A 21,183-nucleotide genomic window follows, 5' to 3' on the forward strand; every position below is an offset into this window, starting at 1 on the left:
GGGCCCGGTCTGTCAGCCGGAAGCCATCCCTGGGCCCTTTTTCAAGGCGCCGATGCGAGGCGTCGCCCGCCCCGCCCTGCGCTCCTACCGGCGCAACTCCGCGCGGATCACCACCAGCAGGCCCAGCAGCACCAGCCCCAGGCCGCTCCAGGCGGCGAGCGGCTGCCGCTCCCCGACGATCGCCACGGCCAGCACGAAGGCGGCCACCGGCTCGACCAACGTCAGCGTGACGCTGGTCGCCCCGGCGATGTGGCGCAGTCCGCTGGAAAACGCCACATAGGCCAGGCCGGACACCACCACGCCCAGATAGACGACCACGGCCAGCGACGGCAGGCTCCATTGCGGCACGCCGGCCAGCAGCCATGCCATGGGCAGCGCCAGCAGCGCGGCGCCGGTGAACACGCAGAAGTTGACCCAGCCGGTGGAGGCCCGCGCCACCAGCCGCTTGTTCACCAGCGCGTAGCTGGCGTACGACAGGCCGGCCAGCAGGCACAGCGCCAGCCCCGGCCAGGACGGCCCGGCCCCCGCGCCCTTGCTGAGCACCATCAGCACGCCGCCGGCCACGCTGACGGCGGTGCCCAGCCACCACAGGCCGATCAGGGGCGCGCGCAGCAGCACGGCCTGGATCAGTCCCGCCCAGATGGGGCCGCTGCCGATGGCCACCGCCGTGCCCACGCCCACGCCGGTGCGCTGCACGCCGGCATAAAAGCAGATGCTGTAGCCCGCCACGCCGGCCGACGCCAGCGCCAGCCAATGCGCGGGCAGGCGGTCCGAGGGGGTGGGGGCCGGTGCCGGGCCGCGCCGCTGCGCGCGTTGGCGCGCCAGCCCCCGCGCGGCGATGAGCAGCACCGAGAAGAAGGCGCTGGCCACCGCCAGCTGCGCGGCCCCCACCCAGAAGGGCGACAGGCCGCCCGCGCCGAGGCTTTGCGCCGTGCCGGTGGTGCCCCAGAGCGTGGAGGCGAGCAGCACCAGAGCGATGCCGCGGGTGGAATGGGGGGAAGGGGTCGTCATGCCGCCATGGTGCCGCGGGCGGGCGGCGCAAATGTCGAGCAACGCGCGAAGTGCGCGCCAGCAGGCCATGCGCCGAATCGGCCTCCACCGCAATCAATACTAGGGCGTTTTGCTACAAAAATAATAGCATTCGAATCAGGCACGCAGCGCGCGGGCGCCGGTGCCCCGGTCGCGGCGCAGCGCATACGCCAGGGCGCTCGCGCTCGCATAGCCGGTGCGCAGGGCCACGGTGTCCAGCGGAACGCCCTGGGCCAGTTCGCGGGCGGCGGCATCCAGGCGCTCGCCGCGCAGCCAGGCCTGGGGCGTGCGGCCGGTCAGCGCCAGCCAGCGGGCATGAAAGCGCTGCGGGCTCAGGAAACACAAGGCCGCCATGCGCACCGTGGGCCAGTCCTCGTGCAGGGCGGCACGCACGGCGCGCTCCAGCCGCTCCGGGGCGATGGCGCGGCGCGCGAGCACGCGCGGGGCCTGCAGGATCTGAGCGAGCCGCATTGCGGCATCGTCGCCCGCGGCGAAGGCCCGGTGCTCGGGCGCGATGGCGAAGCGCCGCACGCGCGCGACGCCGGGCTGGTCGGGCGCGTCGATCACGAACATCCGCGCGCCGGGCGGGGCCAGGAACGCGTGCGCCGTGCCGGCCGGAATGACCATGCCGCAGGTGGTGTCCACGAAGGCGGCGCGGCCCGCCACCTCCAGTTCCATGCGCCCGTGCAGCGCGTAGAGCACCTGCGCGTGGCCGTGCGCATGCGCGGCGTGTTCGCCGCTGTAGCAGCGCACCGAGCAGGTGGGATGGAGGACGGCGGCGGGGCCCATGGCGCGCATCGTAGCGGCACGGCGCAAGCACGGCCGGCGCGCCCCAGGGAAGGGGTGCGGATAATCCCTGCGATCCCCCTACCCGGCCCGCCCCCGCCCACCCCTTCCGATGCCCCCAGAACACGCCCCCGCCACCGCCCCCCGCCGCAGCTGGCGCGAGGCCTGGCTCGTCTACCTCGAACCGGCCAGCCTGCGCATGCTGGCGCTGGGGTTCTCCGCCGGGCTGCCGCTGCTGCTGGTGCTGGGCACGCTGTCGTTCTGGCTGCGCGAGGCGGGCCTGGACCGCACGACCATCGGCTACCTGAGCTGGGTGGGCCTGGCCTATGCCTTCAAGTGGGTGTGGGCACCGCTGGTGGACCGCATGCCGCTGCCGCTGCTCACGCGCTGGCTGGGGCGCCGGCGCGGCTGGCTGGTGCTGTCGCAGGCGATGGTGATGGCGGGCCTCGTGGGCATGGCGTTCAACGACCCGCGCGTGGCGCTGGAGCCGCTGGTGTGGTGCGCGCTGGCCGTGGCGTTCGGCTCGGCCACGCAGGACATCGCGCTCGATGCCTTCCGCATCGAATCGGCCTACGCCGACCGCCAGGCGGCACTGGCCGCCACCTACCAGACGGGCTACCGCCTGGCGATGATCTGGGCCGGCGCGGGCGTGCTGTGGGTGGCCGCGCGCGCCGAGGTGCCTGGCCTCGCCGGCTACCAGCAAGGCGCCTGGCAGGCAGCCTACCTGACGATGGCCGCCTCGATGCTGGTGGGCACGGTGACGGTGCTGCTGTCGCGCGAGCCCGTGCCGCGCCCCCTGACGCCCGCGCGCAACCCGGCCGAATGGCTGCGCGGCGCGCTGATCGACCCGTTCGCGGATTTCATCGGGCGCTACCGCTGGCAGGCCGCGCTGATCCTGGCGCTCATCGCCATCTACCGCATTAGCGACGTGGTGATGGGCATCATGGCCAACCCGTTCTACGTGGACATGGGCTACACCAAGGACGAGGTCGCCGCGGTCACCAAGGTGTTCGGCGTGCTGATGACGCTGGCCGGCGCCTTCGTGGGCGGCGTGCTGTCCATGCGCCTGGGCGTGATGCGCGTGCTGATGCTGGGCGCGGTGCTCAGCGCCTGCAGCAACCTGCTGTTCGCCTGGCTGGGCCTGCGCGGGCACGACGTGACGGGGCTGGTCTTCGTGGTGTCGGCCGACAACCTGGCGGGGGGCATCGCGTCGGCGGCGTTCATCGCCTACTTGTCCAGCCTCACCAACGTGCAGTATTCGGCCACGCAGTACGCGCTGTTCAGCTCCATGATGCTGCTGGCGCCCAAGTGGATCGCAGGCTTCTCGGGGCGCTTCGTGGACGCCTTCGGCTACACCGAGTTTTTCGTGGGGACGGCGCTGCTGGGACTGCCGGTGCTGGTGCTGGTGGCGCTGGCGTCCAGGATCGAAACGCCCCCACGCCGGTGATTTTCATGCTGCCATAGCTATCAATTCAGTAGCATATGACGCACGCCACGCCGGCACGGCCTGCGCGGCCGCAAAATGGCCCCGGCTGGGGGGATGACCCTGGTTTACCTAACTTTACGGGGACTTCAACGCAACGACGCCCCCCGGCGCGACGATGAAGCCTCCCCCAAGGACACCCGCCATGAGCTCTCAACTGTTGATGATCGAAGACGACTTCCGCCTCGCCCAGATGGTGGGGGAATACCTCGGCCAGTCGGGCCTGGAAGTGACGCACATGGCCGATGGCAAGAGCGGCATGGCGCGCCTGCAGGGGGGCGATGCGGGGCCCCTGCCCGACCTGGTGATCCTGGACCTCATGCTGCCGGACATGGACGGGCTCGAAGTGTGCCGCCGCATCCGCTCGCTGCAGGGGCCGGCGGCGCAGGTGCCGGTGCTCATGCTGACCGCCAAGGGCGACCCGATGGACCGCATCATCGGCCTGGAGCTGGGCGCCGACGACTACCTGCCCAAGCCGTTCGAGCCGCGCGAGCTGCTCGCCCGCATCCGCGCCATCCTGCGCCGGCGCACCGACGGCGGCACGCCCGCCGCGCAGGTGCTGCGCTTCGGCTCGCTGGAGATCGACCGCGATGCGCGCACCGTCACCGTGAGCGGCCAGCCGGCCGAACTCACCTCCTACCAGTTCGACCTGCTGGTGGCGCTGGCCGAACGCGCGGGCCGCGTGCTCACGCGCGACCAGATCATGGAGGCCGTGCGCGGCCGCGAGCTGGAAGCCTTCGACCGCTCCATCGACGTGCACATGGGCCGCATCCGCGCCGCGATCGAGCAGGACGCCAAGAACCCCCGCCGCATCCTCACGGTGCGCGGCGTGGGCTATGTGTTCGCCAAGCAGCAAGACTGACCCATGTCCAACCCGTTTTCCCGACGCCTCTATCTGCGCATCTGGCTGGCCGTGGTGGTGGGCGTGGCCGTGCTCACCCTGGCCGTGGGATGGGCCTGGCGCATCGCCTCGGACCAGAACGCGCAGACGCCCCCCACCCCGCCCGCCCGCGAAATGGTGCTGATCAACGAGCGCGGCGAGCCGGTGCTGCGCGGGCTGGCCACGCGCATCCCGAACGGGCCGGCCGAGGGGCTGGAGTTCCGGGTGGAGGCCGAGGGCGGCGAGGTGTTCTCGCTGCAGATGGCGCCGCGCCCGAAGCCGCCCGGCCCCGACCGGCGCGGCGAGGTGGCGTTCTGGACCCGCCCGCCGTTCGGCTTCCTGTGGATGCTGGGCCTGGTCGGCGTGGCCGTGGCCGTGGGCGTGTTCCCCATCATCCGGCGGCTGCTGCAGCGGCTGGAGACCTTGCAGCGCGGCGTGCAGCGCTTCGGCGAAGGTGACCTTTCCGTGCGCGTGGCCGAGACCGGACATGACGAAGTGGCCGACCTGGCGCGCCAGTTCAACGCCGCGGCCGCACGCATCGAGACGCTCGTCAAATCCCACAAGTCGCTGCTGGCCAATGCCTCGCACGAGCTGCGCTCGCCGCTCACGCGCATCCGCATGGGGCTGGAGCTGATGCAGGGCTCGGCCCCGTCCCCAGCGTTTCGCGACGAGATCCTGCGCAACATCGCCGAGCTGGACCAGCTGGTGGACGAGATCCTGCTCGCCAGCCGCCTGGATGCGCGCGAGGCGGACATGGGCACCGTCGAACTGGTGGACCTGCTGGGCCTGGCGGCCGAGGAGTGCGTGCGGGTGGATGCCGAGCTGGAAGCCAGCGCCGCCAGCGCGGACGGCCTGGAGGTGAACGGCGTGGCCAAGCTGCTGCGCCGCGCCCTGCGCAACCTGCTGGAAAACGCCCGCCGCTACAGCCAGGGCGACATCACGGTGGGGCTGCAGCGCACCGGCACCCACGCCGAAGTGCGCGTGTGCGACCAGGGCCCCGGCGTGCCGCCGGCGCAGCGCGAGCGCATCTTCGAACCCTTCTACCGGCTGCCCGGCGCCAGCGAGCGCGCCGGCGGCGTGGGCCTGGGGCTGGCGCTGGTGCGCTCCATCGCGGAACGCTCAGGCGGCACGGTGCGCTGCGAAGACCGCCCCGATGGCGAGGGCGGAGCCTGCTTCGTGCTGAGCCTGCCGTTGGCGAGCGCCTGACCTCCTTGCGCGGGCGCGGCACGCGCCGCACCGGTGTCGGTACACGGCTGGGGCCGCCATGCAAGGGCATGCGCTTGATGTTGCGCATGGTCACATCTGTTTCGTTCGGTCAGCGGCTTGGCCCCGGAATCCGGGTGGCTTCGGAAGGCGGTTTCCCTTATCCTGCATTCCGCCCAACGGAATACAAGACCGAGGCGTCCATTTTGCACACCGATCCACCCAGTTCCACCATGGCAGTCAAAGACATCCGGGTCATCCACACCCTCGGGCCGGCCGGCACCAACTGCGAAGCCGCAGCCCACGAATGGTTCCGGCGCAACGGCCGCAAAGGCACCGTGCACCTGCACCCCACCTTCGAGATCGCCGCCGAGTCGCTGAATGACGATCCGGCCATCGCGGTGCTGGGGTGCGTGGCCTATCCCGACCTGCACAATCTCGTGTTCTCCAACCTGAACCGCTTCCAGATGGTGGATGTCTTCGTGATGCCCACCTTCAACATGATCCTGGCATCGCGAACGGGCGAGGCGCCCCGCACCATCTCGACCCATCCCGCGCCGCAGCAGCTCGCGCCCCCGGGCACGGAGCTGTGCTTCGTCAACAGCAATGCGCAGGCCGCCGTGGAATGCCGGCACGGCCGCACGGACGGCTGCATCACCACGGCCAAGGCCGCCCGGTCGCTGGGACTGAAGGTGATCCAGGACTTCGGCCCGGTGCCGATGGGGTTCACGGTCCACGCGGCGGTCTGAGCGCGGCGCCGCGCCGCCCCGGCTCAGTTGCGCCAGGCGAGCGAGCGGGCCTCGCCCTGGATCACGGGCGCCTGGGCATTGAGCATCTCGCCCGCCAGCACACGCTCGTACATGCGCAGGTAGTCGCGCGCCATGCGCTCGGCGCCGAAGTGGCGCACGGCATGGTCGTGGCAGGCGCGGGGGTCGAAGCGGTTGGCGCGCACCGCCTCGGCCAGGGCACTGGCGTTGTCCGCCAGCACGCCGCATTCGGCGGGCACCAGTTCCGGCAGCGCGCCGTAGGGCGTCGAGAACACGGGGCAGCCGAAGTACAGGCTCTCGATGACGGCCAGGCCGAAGGGCTCGTGCCAGCGCACCGGAAAGATCAGCCCGCGCGAGGCGTTGAGCCGCTCGGTCTTCTGCGCGCCGCCCACCATGCCGAAGAAATGGATGCGGCGCGACAGCGTCCACCGGAATCCCCGGCGGAAGTTGATGCGGTCGCCGCCCAGCACGTCCAGCTCCACCCCGGCCAGTTGGGCCACGCGGATGGCGCCGCTCACATTCTTCACGCGCCACGCGGCCTTGCCCAGGAAGTGGTAGTGGTCGCGGGGCCGGGCGAAGTCCACGGCGCCGTAGCTCTCCCACTGCAGGCCGTTGTAGACGAACTCGGTGGAGCCGTAGCGCGCCGCATGGTCGCGCGAGAGGAACACGGTGTTGCGCGGCAGCGGCTTGGGCTTTCGGGCATTGCCGTGCTCGGTGACCAGGTAGGGCGTGCCGATCTCGGTGCGGGGGTTGAACTGGAAGTGCGTGATGTCCACGTCGGCGGGAATCTGCGAATCCCACGGCGCATCGGGCCGGATGGGCAGCACCGCGCCGAAGTCGCAGGTGGAGCCCTCGGGCACCAGGTAGCTCACGCGGTGGCCCAGGCGCACCAGCATCTGGCCCAGGTCCCAGATGACGCGCTCGGTGCCGCCATAGCCGTAGACCGGGATCGGGGAGTTGTTGACGAGCAGCACGTGCATGGCGAAACCTTCTTGGCGGTCAGGAGGAGGCAGCGGCGAGCCGGCCCGGGCCCGGCGGCACGGTGGCCTGCGCAGCCCGCCGCCGCAGCGCATCGCGCTCGCGGCCCTGCAGGATGGCCAGCACCAGCATGCACATGAACAGGTAGAACATGGTGCCGCTGTTGTGGCCCAGGAACACCTGAGTGAGCCCGAAGCCGATGTAGGCGATGGGCAGCAGCACGCCCACCATGCGCAGGCACAGCACCTGGGGGTCCATGGTGCCGTGCTCCGTGGTCCGGCACACGCGCCGACGCGTCGGCCAGAAAAGCGCGAGCGGCACCGCATAGAACAGCAGCAGTACCGCCACGCCGGGCAGGCCGCGCTTGGCGAAGATGTCCAGCACCTCGTTGTGCGCATGGCTGAACCGCAGCACGAACGGATGGGCCTGCCCCGCGGCCACGCGCCGCTGCTTCTCTGCCTCGTAGCCGTAGCGGCCCCAGCCGGTGAGCGGCCGGTCCAGGCCCATGGACCAGGCCAGCTTCCAGTGCGCGAGCCGCTGCCCGACCGAGCTGGCCGCATCGCCCTTGGATTCGTACTGGGTGATCTCCTGGCGCGCCTCGTCCACGCGGGAGCGCACGTCGTGCGCCTTGAGCGCCATGAGGCCCGCCATGCCGGCCAGGATCAGCGCCGCCCCGATCATCGCCAGCCGGCGCTGGCCGCAGCGGGCCTGCAGCCACGCGCAAACGGGCAGCGCCAGCGGCAGCACGAGCCAGCCCCCGCGCGATTCCGACAGCAGCGAGCCCTCGAAGCCCAGCAGGATGCACACCACCCAGCCCACGCGCTGCCAGGGCGCCCAGCGGCTCCACTGCACGAGCAGGGCCGCCGAACACATCAGGCCCAGCAGCAGGCTCAGGCCGCCGAACTGGATCGCATTGGTGTAGCCGTTGGCGCGCAGCAGGTGCAGCACGCCGGTCTGGTAGATGCCGATGAGCCCAGCGCCGCACGCCCCCACGGCGAGGCCCCACCACAGCCAGACTGCACGCGGCGGATAGGCCAGCAGGTAGAAAAGGCAGGGCAGCGCCAGCAGGTACTTGGACGGACGGTCCAAGTTGGACCAGCCGCCCTGGGCCGGGTCGAAATCGAGGGCCCACACGAAGCCCATGGCGACGATGGAGGCGAACAGCCACCAGGCCTCGCGGCCCGGGGGCCGGCGCAGCCACACGCCGGCCGTGGCCAGGCTGCAAAGCAGCAGGACCACCGCGCCCCACGAATAGCCCGAGCGCAGCCACAGGGCCAGGCCGGGCACCATGAAAGCCGCCACGCCGGACAGGCGTGCGAAGACATCCGAAGGTTTCACCGGCGCACGCTCTCGCTCAGGCGGTCGCTGTCGTACTCCAGCGCGGCATACCGGAAGAACGCCTCCAGGGCCACGAACAGGCAGTAAAGGAAACCGGCACCGCCGCACAGGAACCCCAGCCGCAGCACGTACAGCCGCACGAACATGCTCGTGCCCGAGGCCAGCCCGCGCCCCACGCCGCCGCGCTTGCCGGCCGCCGCGCGCTTGGCGGCGCCCAGCATGGCGTACTGCGTGAGCTTTTCCAGGCTGCCGCGCACGGTCTCGCGCGAGTGGTGCAGCAGCCGCGCGTGCATCACGTGGCGCGGCACGCCGGGCTCGGTGAGCACGGCCTCCTCGTGGACCACGCCCACGTACTCGCGCAGCATGTCGCGCCGAAACAGCCGCTCCACGGTCGAGGTGGTGCGCAGGTAGCGCAGTTCGTGGCCGAAGGCCACCATGCGCCAGCGGATCTTCCACACCGCGCGCTCGCCCGAGCGCACGATGGCCTGCAGCTCCTCGCGGAAGTCGGGGCCCATCACCTCGTCGGCGTCGAGAAAGAAAACATAGTCGCCCGTGGCATGCGCCAGCAGGCGGTTGCGCTGCACGGCAAAGCCCTGCCAGTCGGGATACACATGCACCTGGGCACCCAGGCGCCGCGCCACGGCCACGGTGTCGTCCGTGCTGCCGCTGTCCACCACCACGATCTGGTCGGCGAACGAGGCGCTCGCCAGACAGGCCTCGATGCGGTGGCCCTCGTTCAGCGTCAGCACCGCCACCGTGAGCGTGGGGCGGGCCGCGCTGCCGCGTTCAGCCGGCATCAATCAGTGGCCGGAATGGACGCGTTCTCCCGCCTTCAGGCGGTACACCGTGCCGCAGTAGGGGCACTTGGCCTCGCCCGTGTGGGCGACGTCCAGGTACACCTTGGGGTGGGTGTTCCAGATCTTCATGTCCGCCTTGGGGCTGGGGCAGAAGACGCCGCCCTGGGGGTTGAGGTCTTTGGCGACCAGTTCGACGATGGCTTGCGACATGTTCTTCAGACCTTGGTGAGCCAGTGGGCGTATTGGGGATTGCGGCCGTTCACGATGTCGAAGAAGGCGCTCTGGATCTTTTCGGTGATCGGGCAGCGCGAGCCGCTGCCGATGGCGAGGCGGTCGAGTTCGCGGATGGGCGTCACTTCGGCGGCGGTGCCGGTGAAGAAGGCCTCGTCGGCGATGTACACCTCGTCGCGGGTGATGCGCTTTTGCACCAGCTCCAGGCCCAGGTCCTTGCAGATGTGGACGATGGTGTTGCGCGTGATGCCGTTGAGCGCGCCGGCCGACAGGTCGGGCGTGTACACCACGCCGTTCTTGATGATGAAGACGTTCTCGCCCGCGCCCTCGGACACGAAGCCGGAGGCGTCCAGCAGCAGGGCCTCGTCGTAGCCGTCGTCCAGGGCCTCCATGTTGGCCAGGATCGAATTGGTGTAGTTGCTCACCGCCTTGGCCTGCGTCATGGTGATGTTGACGTGGTGGCGCGTGTAGCTGCTGGTCTTGACGCGGATGCCGCGCTTCATGCCCTCTTCGCCCAGGTAGGCGCCCCAGGCCCAGGCCGCCACCATCAGGTGGATCTGGTTGCCCTTGGGGGACACGCCCAGCTTCTGCGAGCCGATCCAGGTCAGCGGGCGCAGGTAGCACGATTCGAGCTGGTTCTCGCGCACCACGGCCTTCTGGGCCTCGTTCACCTCGTCGCGGGTGAACGGAATGGTCATGCGCAGGATCTTGGCGCTGTTGAACAGGCGCTCGGTGTGCTCCTCGAGGCGGAAGATCGCCGTGCCGTCGGCCGTCTTGTAGGCACGCACGCCTTCAAAGGCGCCGCAGCCGTAGTGCAGCGTGTGGGTCAGCACATGGATCTTGGCGTCGCGCCAATCGACCATCTGGCCGTCCATCCATATCTTGCCGTCACGGTCGGCCATCGAGGGAGCTACGGGACTCATGGGGTTCCTTTGGAATTGCTGGAAGTCGCAAAACCCGCGATTTTACGAGTCTGCGCGGGCAGGGGCCGCCACATCCGCCGGCGCCTGGGGCGCATCCTCCTGCGGCACGGGCCGCACGAGCGCCCATTCCACCAGCTTGCCGGCCCGGAATTCGCACGTCACGTGCGACTGCGTGCCGTCGGTCCAGCGGTAGCGCTCGGGCTCCTCGCCGTCGGCCGACAGCGGCTCGCCCAGCGAACGCGTCATGGCCACCACGTGCATGAGATTGACCCCCTTGCGCAGCTTGGCATTGAGCATGACGGCGCTGCCCACGTGGCCGATGGGCCGGTCGGCCGCCTTGCGCATGACGTTCATGAGCCGGGTGAAATGCAGCAGCGCCCACATCACGAGCCCGCCCCCGACCGCCATGACGCCCTGCCAGCCATAGGAGCGGTGGGCCGCGAAGACCAGCACCGCGATGCCGACGGGAATGAAGAGGTTGCGCAGATTCATGGGGCGAGATTGTCCTATGGCGGCCGCCGGGGCCGGGTGTGGATGGTGCGTAGGCGCGGCATCGCCGCCCGGCGGGCGGCCTTCAGCCCATGCCGCGCACCACTTCCATCGCCTCCTCCACCCGCTCCACCGCATGGATGGTGATGCCCTCGATGGGCTTCTTGGGCGCATTGGCCTTGGGCACCACGGCCACGCTGAAGCCCAGCTTGGCCGCCTCCTTGAGCCGCTCCTGACCGCGCGGGGCCGGGCGCACCTCGCCGGCCAGGCCCACTTCGCCGAAGGCGATGAACCCGCGGGGGAGTGCTTTGCCGCGCAGGCTGGAGGTGATGGACAGCATCACCGCCAGGTCGGCCGCGGGCTCGCTGATGCGCACGCCGCCCACGGCGTTGACAAACACGTCCTGGTCCATGCAGGCCACGCCGGCATGCCGGTGCAGCACCGCCAGCAGCATGGCCAGGCGGTCGCGGTCCAGCCCCACCGACAGCCGGCGCGGGCTGGGGCCGCCCTCGTCCACCAGCGCCTGGATCTCCACCAGCATGGGCCGCGTGCCCTCCAGCGTGACCAGCACGCAGCTGCCGGGCACGGGCTCGCTGTGCTGGCTCAGGAAGATGGCGCTCGGGTTGGTCACGCCCTTAAGGCCCTTTTCCGTCATGGCGAACACGCCGATCTCGTTGACCGCGCCGAAGCGGTTCTTGATGGCGCGCACCAGGCGGAACTGGCTGTGCGTGTCGCCTTCGAAGTACAGCACCGTATCGACCATGTGCTCCAACACGCGTGGGCCGGCGAGCGCCCCCTCCTTGGTGACGTGGCCCACGAGGATGATGGTCACGCCCGAGGCCTTGGCCGCCCGCGTGAGATGCGCGGCGCACTCGCGCACCTGGGCCACCGACCCGGGCGCGCTCGTGAGCTGGTCGGAGTACACCGTCTGGATCGAGTCGATCACCGCCACGGCCGGCTGGGTGGCATCGATGGTGGCGAGGATTTTTTCCAGCTGGATCTCGGCCAGCACGTTCACCTGGCTGTGGTCCAGGCCCAGGCGGCGCGAGCGCAGCGCCACCTGCGCGCCGCTTTCCTCGCCCGTCACGTACAGCGTGGGCAGGCCCACGCGCTGCAGCGCATCCAGCGCCTGCAGCAGCAGCGTGGACTTGCCGATGCCCGGGTCGCCGCCGATCAGCACCACGCCGCCCTCCACGATGCCGCCGCCCAGCACCCGGTCCAGCTCGTCGATGCCGCTCGGCGTGCGGGCGATGTCGGTCGCCTCGATGGCGGCCAGCGGCATCACCGCCTGGGCCTGGGCCAGGCCCGAGAACTGCGGCGCGCTGAGGCGGTTCTTGCCCGGGCCGGCCTCGGCCACGGTTTCGACCAGGGTGTTCCAGGCACCGCAGGCCGGACATTTGCCCAGCCAGCGCGGGCTGGTGCCGCCGCACTCGGAGCAGGTGAAGAGGGTTTTTTCTTTGGCCATGGCAGGGATCGGAAAACGGGGCACCAGGGGGGATCGCAGCGGGGCGGCATGCCCGGCGGCGGCCGGCCCGCAGCGGCTCCAAGCCGGGCGCCAGCGGGGGTGCACGGCCTGAAAGTAAGCAATTGCGATGTCAACCCTATCCTACCCCGCGCCTGCTGGAGCCTGCCTAGCATGCCCATTCCAGCGGCAGTCCGCCGCACGCCATTCAAGGAGATACAACCCATGACCCCAAACACCATGAACGCTTCGGCCACCCCTTCCCGCCGCTGGCTCGCCGCCGCCCCGCTGATCGTCGTGTCCGCCCTGGCGCTCACCGCCTGCGACCGCAACAAGCCAGCCGACACGCCCACCAACACCGCACCCGTCACCACCCCGGCGCCGACGACCCCCGCCACCCCCGCCCCTGCCACGCCGGCCACGCCTGCGTCGGACGCTGGCATGTCCTCCACCCCGTCTTCCTCCGCCCCGGCCGGCGGCGCCGTGTTCGGCGGCAGCACGCCGGCGCCGGCCACCGCGGCCTCGGAGCCGGCCAGCGACGCCAAGTGATCGCGCGCTGACCGCGCCCCTGCCGCCTCCCCCGGCGCACGCCGCGGGGAGCGCTTAACATCCACCGCTTCGCGGCCGTTCGGCCGGTCCCTGCAGAGGCGGATGTTTCGATGAAGGCATGTATCTATGGCGCGGGCGCCATCGGCGGCTGGCTCGCCGTGGCGCTGGCGCGAGCAGGCGGCGATGTGTCCATGGTGGCGCGCGGCGCCACGCGGCAGGCCCTCGATGCGCAGGGCCTTCGCCTCGTTCAACCCGATGGTTCCGTGCACGCCACGCCGGTGCGCGCGCACGACGATCCGGCCGCCCTGGGCGTGCAGGACCTGGTGGTGCTGGCCGTCAAGGCCCCGGCCCTGCCCGACGTGGCCGCCCGCATCGCGCCGCTGATCGGCCCCCACACGCTGGTGCTCACGGCCATGAACGGCGTGCCGTGGTGGTTCCTCGACGGCTGCGGCGGCCCCGCACAAGGCCAGGCGCTGCAGTCGGTCGACCCCTCGGGCGCCATGGCGCGTGCCGTGCCGGCCGGCCAGGTGATCGGCGGCGTGGTCCACACCAGTTGCTCGCTCGACGCGCCCGGGGTGGTGCGCCACCACTTCGGCAACCGGCTCATCCTGGGCGAGCCCGCCGGCGCGCCCACGCCGCGGCTGCAGGCACTGGCCGACACGCTGCGGCGCGGCGGCATCGAGGCCGAAGTGTCCTCCCGCATCCAGCAGGACGTGTGGTTCAAGCTCTGGGGCAACCTGACGGTCAACCCCATCAGCGCGCTCACCGGTGCCACCACCGACCGCATCCTCGACGACGACCTGGTGCGCACCTTCATCTCCGACGTGATGCGCGAGGCCAAGGCCATCGGCGAACGGCTGGGCCTGCCGATCGACCAGCAGCCCGAAGACCGCCACGCCGTCACCCGCAAGCTGGGCGCGTTCAAGACCTCGATGCTGCAGGACGTGGAGGCCGGCAAGCCGCTGGAGATCGACGCCCTGGTGGGCGCGGTGCACGAGCTGGGCCGCCTCACCGCCGTGCCCACGCCGCACACCGACGCCCTGCTGGGCCTGGTGCGGCTGATGGCGCGGGTGCGTGGCCTGCACTGATGCGCACGGACGGGCATATCAAAAACCATAGCAACATGCCCTAGTACTTATTGCCTTGCCGCGGTTTTTTGCTTGAAACCACCAGGCCGCAGGCGTCGGCAGTTCCTTTTCCCATCGCCAACCCACTGGAGCCCCCCATGGCCTCGCTGACCCTCTACTACGCCCCCGGCACCTGCGCGCAGGCCGTTCGCATCGCGCTGAACGAAGCCGGCGCCGATCACGCGCTGGAGCGCATGGACTTCAAGGCGCAGCAGCAGCGCACGCCCGAGTACCTGGCCATCAACCCCAAGGGCCGCGTGCCGGCCCTGGTCACCGAGCAGGGCGTGCTGACCGAGACGCCAGCGCTGCTGGCCTATGTGGCCCAGCGGTTCCCTGAGGCGCGGCTGGCGCCCACCGATCCCCACGGGTTCGCGCGCATGCAGGAGTTCAACAGCTACCTCGCCTCCACCGTGCACGTGGCCCATGCCCACCGGCCCCGCGCCAACCGCTGGGCCGACGAGCCCGAGGCCATCGCCGCGATGCAGCGCAAGGTCGGCGCCAACATGACCGAATGCTTCGCGCTGATCGAGCAGCAGCTGCAGGGGCCGTGGGTGCTGGGCGACGCCTATTCGGTGAGCGACGGCTACCTGTTCACCATCGGTGGATGGCTGCAGAGCGATGGCGTGGACATCGCCCGGTTCCCCAAGGTGCATGCGCACGCGCAGCGCGTGGCGGCGCGGCCGGCGGTGCAGCGGTCGTTGGATTGATGTCCCGCGGGGGGACGGATGCCGCGCGAGGCGGCGCCCGTCCAGAAAAAGCCCCGGGGCCGGGCGGCCCGCGGGGCGGTTCGTGAAGGGCCAGGCGCGATGACCGGCAACGATATGGCCTGGCGGCTCAGTTGACCTTCAGCAGGCGCCAGTCGATGCGGTTGTCCGCGCGGTGGATGATCTCCACCTTCTGCGAGGCCGCCCAGGGGATCACCTGGTTGTACAGCGGGATGTGCGAGATGAGCTGGTGGTCCTGCACCAGCGCCTGCTCGATCAGGCTGTTGCGCGTGGCGGCGTCGGTTTCCTTCTTGATGCGCTCGATCAGCGCGTCCTGCTGCGGGTCGCTGAAGCGGCCCAGGTTGAAGTTGCCGTCGCCGCCGGCACCGGGCGAGCGGATCAGCGACTGCAGCGAATAGAACGCATCGAACGTCGGCACGCCCCAGCCCAGCAGGTAGATGCTGGCCTCGTTGCGCTGGATCATCGGGAAGTACGTGGCGAACGGCAGCGAGCGCAGCCTGGCTTTCACACCCACCTTGGCCCACTGGGCGGTGATGGCCTGGCACAGCTGCTCGTCGTTGATGTAGCGGCCCGCGCTGCAGGCGAAGTCCACGTCGAAGCCCTGCGGGTAGCCGGCCTCGGCCAACAGCTTCTGCGCGGCGGCGGGGTCGTAGGGCCAGCGCACGTCGGCCTTCGGGGTCCAGCCGTTCACCTGCCGCGCGATGATCGCGCCGGTGGGCTGGGCCAGGCCGCGCAGCACCACGCGCTGGATGGCGTTGATGTCGATGGCCTGGTAGAGCGCCTTGCGCACGCGCACGTCCTTGAGCGGGTTCTTGCCCTTCACGCTGGAGTTCTGCAGCTCGTCGCGGAACTGGTCCAGGCCCAGGAAGATGGTGCGGTTCTCGGCACCGTCCAGCACCTTCAGCTGCGGCTGCTGGCGGATGCGCGGCACGTCCTGCAGGCTGGGGTCGAGCACGAAGTCCACCTCGCCCGACAGCAGCGCCGCCGTGCGCGTGGCATCGGACTTGATGGGCGTGTAGACCACGTCGGTCACGTTGCCTCCGAATTGGCCCTTGCCCCACCAGTGGGGATTGGCCGCCAGCACCAGGCGCTGGTCGGGCGCCCAGGACTTGAGCACGAACGGGCCCGTGCCCAGCGTGTTGCGGTGGGTGTAGGGCTCGTCGCTGGTCTTGATGTCCTTCGGCGCCGTGGCGTTGTTCTTCTCGGCCCAGGGCTTGCTCATGATGCGCAGCTCGGTCAGCTGGTTGACCAGCACCGGGTTGGGCACCTCAGAGAAGATGTCCACGGTGTTCGCGTCCACCACGTCCACGCGGTCGATGCCCTGCGTGTACACGGCGTAGTTGGAGGTCTTGGCCTTGGCGCGCTCCAGCGAGAACTTCACGTCGTCGGCCGTGAGGGCGGAGCCGTCGCTGAACTTCACGCCCTGGCGCAGCGTGATGCGCAGCTGCGTGGGGCTGACCCGCTTCCAGGCGGTGGCCAGCTGAGGCTCGGGCTTGAAGGTCTTGCTGTTGTATTCGACCAGCGTTTCGTACACGGCCGAATGCAGCGCGTTGTTCACGCCCACGTTCTGCGCGTGGATGTCCCACGAGGACACGTCGGCCGAGCGGGCGAAGCGGAAGGTGGCGGCCTGCGCGGCCAGCGGCGTGGCCACGGTGAAGGCGGCAGCGGCCAGGGTGGCCGCGAGGGAAAGCGAAAAGCGCATGGTGCAAAGGCCCTGAAGCAACGAAGAGTGCGGCCACTATGCCCGCGGCCCTCCGCGCGGCGAACGACTTTGTGGTTCTAACGTTATGCAGGCCGCGGGGCCGGGTAAATTCAGGGGCCCGTTTCGTTGCCTTCCACCCCTCACACAGGCCATCCCACATGGGCTCCATCGATCCGCAGGAAAGCACCCCGCAGCTGCTCAACCGGCTGCGCATGCGGCAGGTCGCGCTGATGCTGGCCATTGCCGAGCACCGCACGCTGCGCGCGGCCGCGGGCGCGCTGGGCCTGAGCCAGCCGGCCGCGACCAAGATGCTCCACGAACTGGAGGCCGCCCTCGGCCAGCCGCTGTTCGACCGGGTGGGCCGCGGCCTGCGGCTGAACGCCGCGGGCGAGCGGGTGACCGGCTACTTTCGCAGCATCCGCGGCAGCATGGAAGCGCTGAACCGCGAGCTCAGCGAGATGCGGCTGGGCAGCGCGGGCAAGCTGTCGGTCGGCAGCATCATGGCGGCCTCGCCGGGCCGGCTGACCGACGCGCTGCTCGGGCTGAAGGCGGTGTTCCCGCTGCTGGCGCTGGAGATCGCCGTGGACACGAGCGACCGGCTGCTGGCGCAGCTGCGCGAGGGCGTGCTCGAAGTGGTGGTGGGCCGGCGTTCCGGCGATTCGGGCCGGGACTGTACCTTCCAGCCCATCGACGGCGAAGGTCTGGCGGTGGTGGTGCGCAACGGCCATCCGCTGGCGGGCAAGGCGCGCGTGGGCTTCGCGGCGCTGCTCGATTTTCCGTGGGTGCTGCAGCCGGCCGGCAGCCCCATGCGCGACCTGATCGCGCAGGAATTCAAGGACCACGGCGCGGCGCTGCCACAGGGGCTGATCGAGACCGGCTCCATCCTCACCACCATCAACCTGGTGCGGCGCTCCGAGCTGATCGGGGTGATCCCGGAGGCCGTGGCGCAGCGCGATGCAGAGCACGGCCTGCTGCATGTGCTGCCCTACCGCTTCCAGCACACGCTGGAGGCCTACGGCAGCCTGGTGCGGGCCGACCGGCCGCTGAGCCCGCCGGCCCAGGCGTTCCTGCGGCTGCTGCACGCGCCGAAGTAGCGCCCGGCCCCGCGGGCTTCAGCGCGCGCGCAGCAGGCGCACCGCTTCGGGCAGGGAGTTGGCCTGCGGCAGGAAGCGGTCGATGGCCGCGCCCAGCACCACCGCGCACAGCAGTGCGCCGAGCAGCGGCTTCCAGGTCAGCCGCACCGCGGCCGAGAGCCAGCCGGCCCGCTCCACACCCATCGCGGCGCGCGCGGTGGCGTACGAGAACGCCAGTTCCACCGCCACGGCCAGCAGCACGTCGAAGCCGAAGTACAGCAGCGCGAGGGCCCCCGCGCCCAGCACGATGGCCGCGCCGATGAGGAAGATGGCCACCACGGGCACGATCACCACCGCACCCTCGTCCGCACCGCTGGCAGCCTCCAGCGCCCCGCCGGCCACGTCGCTCAAACCCTCGCCCAGGCCGCTCCCCACGCCCTCGCCGAAATCACCGCTCGCCCCGCCGCCACCGAAGTCGCCGCCGCCCCCGCTGCGCGGCACGGGCACCCGCGCGCCGCCGGTCGGCAGGTCGATGTCGGACGGCAGGTCGATGCCATCGGTCCACCCACTGTCGTCCCGCTGGCGGGGCGGCCGCACCAGCCAGGCCGCCCAGGCCCGCAGCACCAGCAGGTAGGCGACGTAGCCCACGCCCAGCGTGATGCCGTAGCGCAGCGCGAGCGAGTCCACGCCCATCACCTTCTGGGTGTGCGAGGTGGCCCACATCAACGCCATCATGAAGGCGCCGATGCACCAGCCGTGCACGTGCAGCCGGTGCCGCTGGCGCAGGGTGTGCACCAGTTCGCGGTCGGGCGCCTGCACCCGCCGCCAGGTCGAGCCCTTGCCGGATCGGGCGGCCGGCGCGCGCTGCCCCGGGCGCATCAGGCCACCGCCACCGGCACGCGCGGGGCCAGGGCGCACATCAGCTCCCAGCTCACCGTGCCGGCGGCATGCGCCACCTCGTCGATCGACAGCACGGCACCGCTGGCGGCGCGCCCCCAGAGCGTGGCCTCGGCGCCGAAGCCCGCCTCCACGCCCGCCGCGATCACGGGGGAGAGGTCCACCGTGATCATGTCCATGCTCACCCGGCCCACCACGCGCGTGCGCACGCCGTTCACCAGCACGGGCGTGCCGGTGCCGGCGTGGCGCGGGTAACCGTCGGCATAGCCGCAGGCCAGCACACCGATGGTGAGCGGGGCGTCGGCCGTGAAGGCGGAGCCGTAGCCCACCGTGTCGCCGGCCTGCACGTGCTGCACCGCGATCACGCGGGCCGAAAGCGTCATCGACGGCTGCAGGTTCCAGTGGGCGGCGTCGTGCTCGGGGTAGTCCGGCGCCCCGCCGTAGAGCACGATGCCGGCGCGGATCCAATCGCCGCGCACGCGCGCATCGACCGCATGGCGCAGGGTGGCCGCGCTGTTGCACACGCTCTTCTCGCCGGGCAGGTCCTGCGTGGCGGACTGGAAGGCCTGCATCTGGTGCGCGATGCCGCGGGGGCCATCGGCGTCGCTGAAGTGGGTCATGTACGAGATCTCGTCCACCTGCGTGAGCGCATTGAGCCGCGCCCAGGCCGAGCGGTAGCGCTCGGGCGTGAAGCCCAGGCGGTTCATGCCCGTGTTCATCTTGAGGAAGACGCGGTGCGGCGCCTGCGTCTTGTGGGCGGCCAGCCAGTCGATCTGCTCGTCGCAATGCACCGCGTGCCACAGCCCCAGGCGCGAGCACAGCTCCAGGTCGCGCGGCTCGAACACGCCCTCCAGCAGCAGGATGGGGCCGCGCCAGCCCAGGGCGCGCAGGCGCTCGGCCTCGGACAGGTCCAGCAGCGCGAAGCCGTCGGCCGCGCGCAGCCCCTCGAACACGCGCTCGATGCCGTGGCCGTAGGCATTGGCCTTCACCACCGCCCAGGCCAGGGCGTCCGGCGCACTGGCGCGGGCGCGCTCGAGATTGTGTTGCAGTGCAGCAGTGTGGATGGTGGCTTGGATGGGACGCGGCATGGGGTGGATCTGCGGAGCGAAAAGGAAGGAATTCTGGCATCGCCCTCTAGAAACCGCGTGATATAACCGCCAGTCACTTGCAGCGGGTTCCGATATTTAACAGGGCATCAGGCGAACTGATGCACCCAACAGCCATTCGATGAAGCGCGGTTTCTACACCATCATGTCGGCGCAGTTTTTCAGCTCGCTGGCCGACAACGCACTTTTCGTGGCCGCCGTGGAATTGCTGCGCACCAACGGGTCGCCGGAATGGCAGCGTGCGGCGCTCGTGCCGATGTTCGCGCTGTTCTACGTGGTGCTGGCGCCGTTCGTGGGCGCCTTCGCCGATGCGATGCCCAAGGGCAAGGTCATGTTCTTCAGCAACGCGATCAAGGTCGTGGGCTGCCTCATGATGCTGTTCGGCTCGCACCCGCTGATCGCCTACGCCGTGGTCGGCCTGGGCGCGGCGGCCTACTCGCCCGCCAAGTACGGCATCCTCACCGAACTGCTGCCGGCCTCGCAGCTGGTCAAGGCCAACGGGTGGATCGAGGGGCTGACCATCGCCTCCATCATCCTGGGCGTGCTGCTGGGCGGCCAGCTCGTGGGGCCCGCCATCGCCGGCCTGCTGCTGTCGGTGGACCTGCCCTTCGTGGACACCGGCGTGGACACCGCGGCCGAGGCCGCCATCGCCGCGCTGATCACCCTGTACCTAGTGGCCGCGTGGTTCAACACCCGCATTCCCCACACCGGCGTGGAGATGCGCCCGCTGCCCTCCAATCCGCTGGCGATGCTGCCGGACTTCTGGGCCTGCAACAACCGCCTGTGGCGCGACAAGCTGGGCCAGATCTCGCTGTCCACCACCACCCTCTTCTGGGGCGCGGGCGGCAACCTCAAGTTCATCGTGCTGGCCTGGGCCGCGGCCGCGCTGTCCTACAACACCACGCAGGCCTCGGCCCTCACCGGGGTGGTGGCCATCGGCACGGCCGTGGGCGCGGTGGTGGCCTCCATGCGCATGCGGCTGGACATGGCCACCAAGGTGATCCCGCTGGGCATCGCCATGGGCCTGCTGCTGGTGCTGATGGTGTTCATCAAGAGCATCTGGGTCGCCATTCCCTTCCTCATCCTGCTGGGCGGCCTGGGCGGCTACCTGGTGGTGCCGATGAACGCGCTGCTGCAGCACCGGGGCCACAACCTCATGGGCGCGGGCCGCTCCATCGCGGTGCAGAATTTCAACGAGCAGGCCTGCATCCTGGCGCTGGGCGCGTTCTACAGCCTGTCGCTCAAGATGGGGCTGTCGGTGTTCGGCGCCATCACCGCGTTCGGCCTCGTGGTGGCCGGGGTGATGTGGCTGATCCGCCGCTGGCACCAGCACAACTGCGTGCGCTACCGCGAAGAGGTGGACCACCTGCTGCACCTGGCGCGGCACGATCACCACCACTGACCGCCGCCGGCCGCCGCGGCGCGCCCCGGGCGCCACGCGCGGCCGCCTGCCGGCCTGCGCAATGGAAAGTACAACTTAACCACAGCCGGACATGGAACTGCCTTCATCCGAGTGACCCGTCCTGGAATAGGTTGACACCTATGCGGGACTGAACCCTAGCCGTAATTGGCTTGCAAGAGACGCCCGGTGCACCGCATCGGGCGTTTTGTATTCTAGGGACAGGTGGGGCCGCTGCT

The 21,183-nt window shown here is 70.5% G+C and carries 21 protein-coding genes; 9 read left to right on the top strand and 12 right to left on the bottom strand.

From position 1 onward, the window contains the following. Positions 1–84: 84 nt before the first annotated feature. Both AVMA1855_RS23355 and AVMA1855_RS23360 read right to left on the bottom strand, forming a co-directional pair. Positions 85–1,011, bottom strand: a complete 927-nt coding sequence (locus tag AVMA1855_RS23355) for a DMT family transporter (RefSeq protein WP_284427519.1) — start codon at positions 1,009–1,011, stop codon at positions 85–87. 135 nt (positions 1,012–1,146) lie between these two features. Continuing rightward, positions 1,147–1,818, bottom strand: a complete 672-nt coding sequence (locus tag AVMA1855_RS23360; RefSeq protein WP_284427520.1) for a helix-turn-helix domain-containing protein — start codon at positions 1,816–1,818, stop codon at positions 1,147–1,149. Positions 1,819–1,927: 109 nt separating this feature from the next. Here AVMA1855_RS23360 and AVMA1855_RS23365 point away from each other — a divergent pair, with 109 nt between their 5' ends. The 4 genes from AVMA1855_RS23365 (at position 1,928) to AVMA1855_RS23380 (ending at position 6,130) form a co-directional block, all read left to right on the top strand. Next, positions 1,928–3,262, top strand: a complete 1,335-nt coding sequence (locus tag AVMA1855_RS23365; RefSeq protein ID WP_284427521.1) for an AmpG family muropeptide MFS transporter — start codon at positions 1,928–1,930, stop codon at positions 3,260–3,262. A gap of 181 nt (positions 3,263–3,443) precedes the next feature. Then, positions 3,444–4,160, top strand: a complete 717-nt coding sequence (locus AVMA1855_RS23370; RefSeq protein WP_284427522.1) for a response regulator — start codon at positions 3,444–3,446, stop codon at positions 4,158–4,160. A 3-nt stretch (positions 4,161–4,163) separates the two neighbouring features. Continuing rightward, complete coding sequence (locus AVMA1855_RS23375) at positions 4,164–5,384, top strand: ATP-binding protein (RefSeq protein WP_284427523.1); 1,221 nt, start codon at positions 4,164–4,166, stop codon at positions 5,382–5,384. Between the two features lie 230 nt (positions 5,385–5,614). Next, positions 5,615–6,130: a type 2 periplasmic-binding domain-containing protein gene (locus AVMA1855_RS23380; protein ID WP_284410547.1), complete on the top strand. Its 516-nt coding sequence runs from the start codon at positions 5,615–5,617 to the stop codon at positions 6,128–6,130. Positions 6,131–6,153: 23 nt separating this feature from the next. On the opposite strand, the gene AVMA1855_RS23385 is transcribed toward AVMA1855_RS23380, so the two are convergent. The 7 genes from AVMA1855_RS23385 to radA form a co-directional block, all read right to left on the bottom strand. Next, complete coding sequence (locus tag AVMA1855_RS23385; protein ID WP_284405766.1) at positions 6,154–7,128, bottom strand: glycosyltransferase; 975 nt, start codon at positions 7,126–7,128, stop codon at positions 6,154–6,156. 19 nt (positions 7,129–7,147) lie between these two features. After that, the gene (locus AVMA1855_RS23390) at positions 7,148–8,464 is read right to left on the bottom strand and encodes an O-antigen ligase family protein (protein ID WP_284427524.1); all 1,317 of its coding nucleotides are present in this window, start codon (positions 8,462–8,464) and stop codon (positions 7,148–7,150) included. Then, the gene (locus AVMA1855_RS23395; protein ID WP_284427525.1) at positions 8,461–9,261 is read right to left on the bottom strand and encodes a glycosyltransferase family 2 protein; all 801 of its coding nucleotides are present in this window, start codon (positions 9,259–9,261) and stop codon (positions 8,461–8,463) included. Before AVMA1855_RS23395 ends, AVMA1855_RS23390 begins: the two co-directional genes overlap by 4 nt. Positions 9,262–9,264: 3 nt before the next feature. Next, entirely contained in the window at positions 9,265–9,471 is a 207-nt protein-coding gene (locus tag AVMA1855_RS23400; protein WP_272549760.1) for a zinc-finger domain-containing protein, read from the bottom strand. 5 nt (positions 9,472–9,476) lie between these two features. After that, entirely contained in the window at positions 9,477–10,415 is a 939-nt protein-coding gene (locus AVMA1855_RS23405; protein ID WP_284427526.1) for a branched-chain amino acid transaminase, read from the bottom strand. Between the two features lie 42 nt (positions 10,416–10,457). Beyond that, positions 10,458–10,907, bottom strand: coding sequence for a glycerate kinase (locus AVMA1855_RS23410; protein ID WP_272565926.1), 450 nt, complete (start codon positions 10,905–10,907; stop codon positions 10,458–10,460). A gap of 82 nt (positions 10,908–10,989) precedes the next feature. Next, positions 10,990–12,369 carry a DNA repair protein RadA gene (gene radA / locus AVMA1855_RS23415; protein WP_284394641.1) on the bottom strand — a complete coding sequence of 460 codons (1,380 nt, stop codon included), beginning with the start codon at positions 12,367–12,369 and terminating at the stop codon, positions 10,990–10,992. Positions 12,370–12,591: 222 nt separating this feature from the next. Here radA and AVMA1855_RS23420 point away from each other — a divergent pair, with 222 nt between their 5' ends. The 3 genes from AVMA1855_RS23420 (at position 12,592) to AVMA1855_RS23430 (ending at position 14,749) form a co-directional block, all read left to right on the top strand. After that, positions 12,592–12,915 (top strand): hypothetical protein, encoded by a 324-nt coding sequence (locus AVMA1855_RS23420; RefSeq protein WP_284410540.1) that lies wholly within the window; start codon positions 12,592–12,594, stop codon positions 12,913–12,915. A gap of 110 nt (positions 12,916–13,025) precedes the next feature. Beyond that, the gene (locus AVMA1855_RS23425) at positions 13,026–14,003 is read left to right on the top strand and encodes a 2-dehydropantoate 2-reductase (RefSeq protein ID WP_284427527.1); all 978 of its coding nucleotides are present in this window, start codon (positions 13,026–13,028) and stop codon (positions 14,001–14,003) included. 137 nt (positions 14,004–14,140) lie between these two features. Continuing rightward, on the top strand, positions 14,141–14,749 hold the full coding sequence (locus tag AVMA1855_RS23430; RefSeq protein WP_284394644.1) for a glutathione S-transferase family protein: 609 nt from the start codon (positions 14,141–14,143) through the stop codon (positions 14,747–14,749). 127 nt (positions 14,750–14,876) lie between these two features. On the opposite strand, the gene AVMA1855_RS23435 is transcribed toward AVMA1855_RS23430, so the two are convergent. Next, complete coding sequence (locus AVMA1855_RS23435) at positions 14,877–16,469, bottom strand: ABC transporter substrate-binding protein (RefSeq protein WP_284427528.1); 1,593 nt, start codon at positions 16,467–16,469, stop codon at positions 14,877–14,879. Between the two features lie 158 nt (positions 16,470–16,627). Between AVMA1855_RS23435 and AVMA1855_RS23440 the strand changes: the two genes are divergently transcribed. After that, positions 16,628–17,563 (top strand): LysR family transcriptional regulator, encoded by a 936-nt coding sequence (locus AVMA1855_RS23440; protein WP_284410533.1) that lies wholly within the window; start codon positions 16,628–16,630, stop codon positions 17,561–17,563. A gap of 18 nt (positions 17,564–17,581) precedes the next feature. Here AVMA1855_RS23440 and AVMA1855_RS23445 read toward each other — a convergent pair whose 3' ends face one another. Together AVMA1855_RS23445 and alr are read right to left on the bottom strand one after the other, a co-directional pair. Then, positions 17,582–18,421: a hypothetical protein gene (locus tag AVMA1855_RS23445; protein WP_284427530.1), complete on the bottom strand. Its 840-nt coding sequence runs from the start codon at positions 18,419–18,421 to the stop codon at positions 17,582–17,584. Beyond that, positions 18,421–19,527 carry an alanine racemase gene (gene alr / locus AVMA1855_RS23450; RefSeq protein ID WP_284427529.1) on the bottom strand — a complete coding sequence of 369 codons (1,107 nt, stop codon included), beginning with the start codon at positions 19,525–19,527 and terminating at the stop codon, positions 18,421–18,423. The genes AVMA1855_RS23445 and alr overlap by 1 nt, the downstream gene beginning before the upstream one ends. A 139-nt stretch (positions 19,528–19,666) precedes the next feature. Between alr and lplT the strand changes: the two genes are divergently transcribed. Then, positions 19,667–20,947 (top strand): lysophospholipid transporter LplT, encoded by a 1,281-nt coding sequence (gene lplT / locus AVMA1855_RS23455; protein ID WP_272565936.1) that lies wholly within the window; start codon positions 19,667–19,669, stop codon positions 20,945–20,947. The last annotated feature ends 236 nt before the right edge of the window (positions 20,948–21,183 follow it).

Origin of the sequence: Acidovorax sp. SUPP1855 (genome assembly GCF_030158955.1) — a bacterium.
Taxonomy (GTDB): Bacteria; Pseudomonadota; Gammaproteobacteria; order Burkholderiales; family Burkholderiaceae_C; genus Paracidovorax.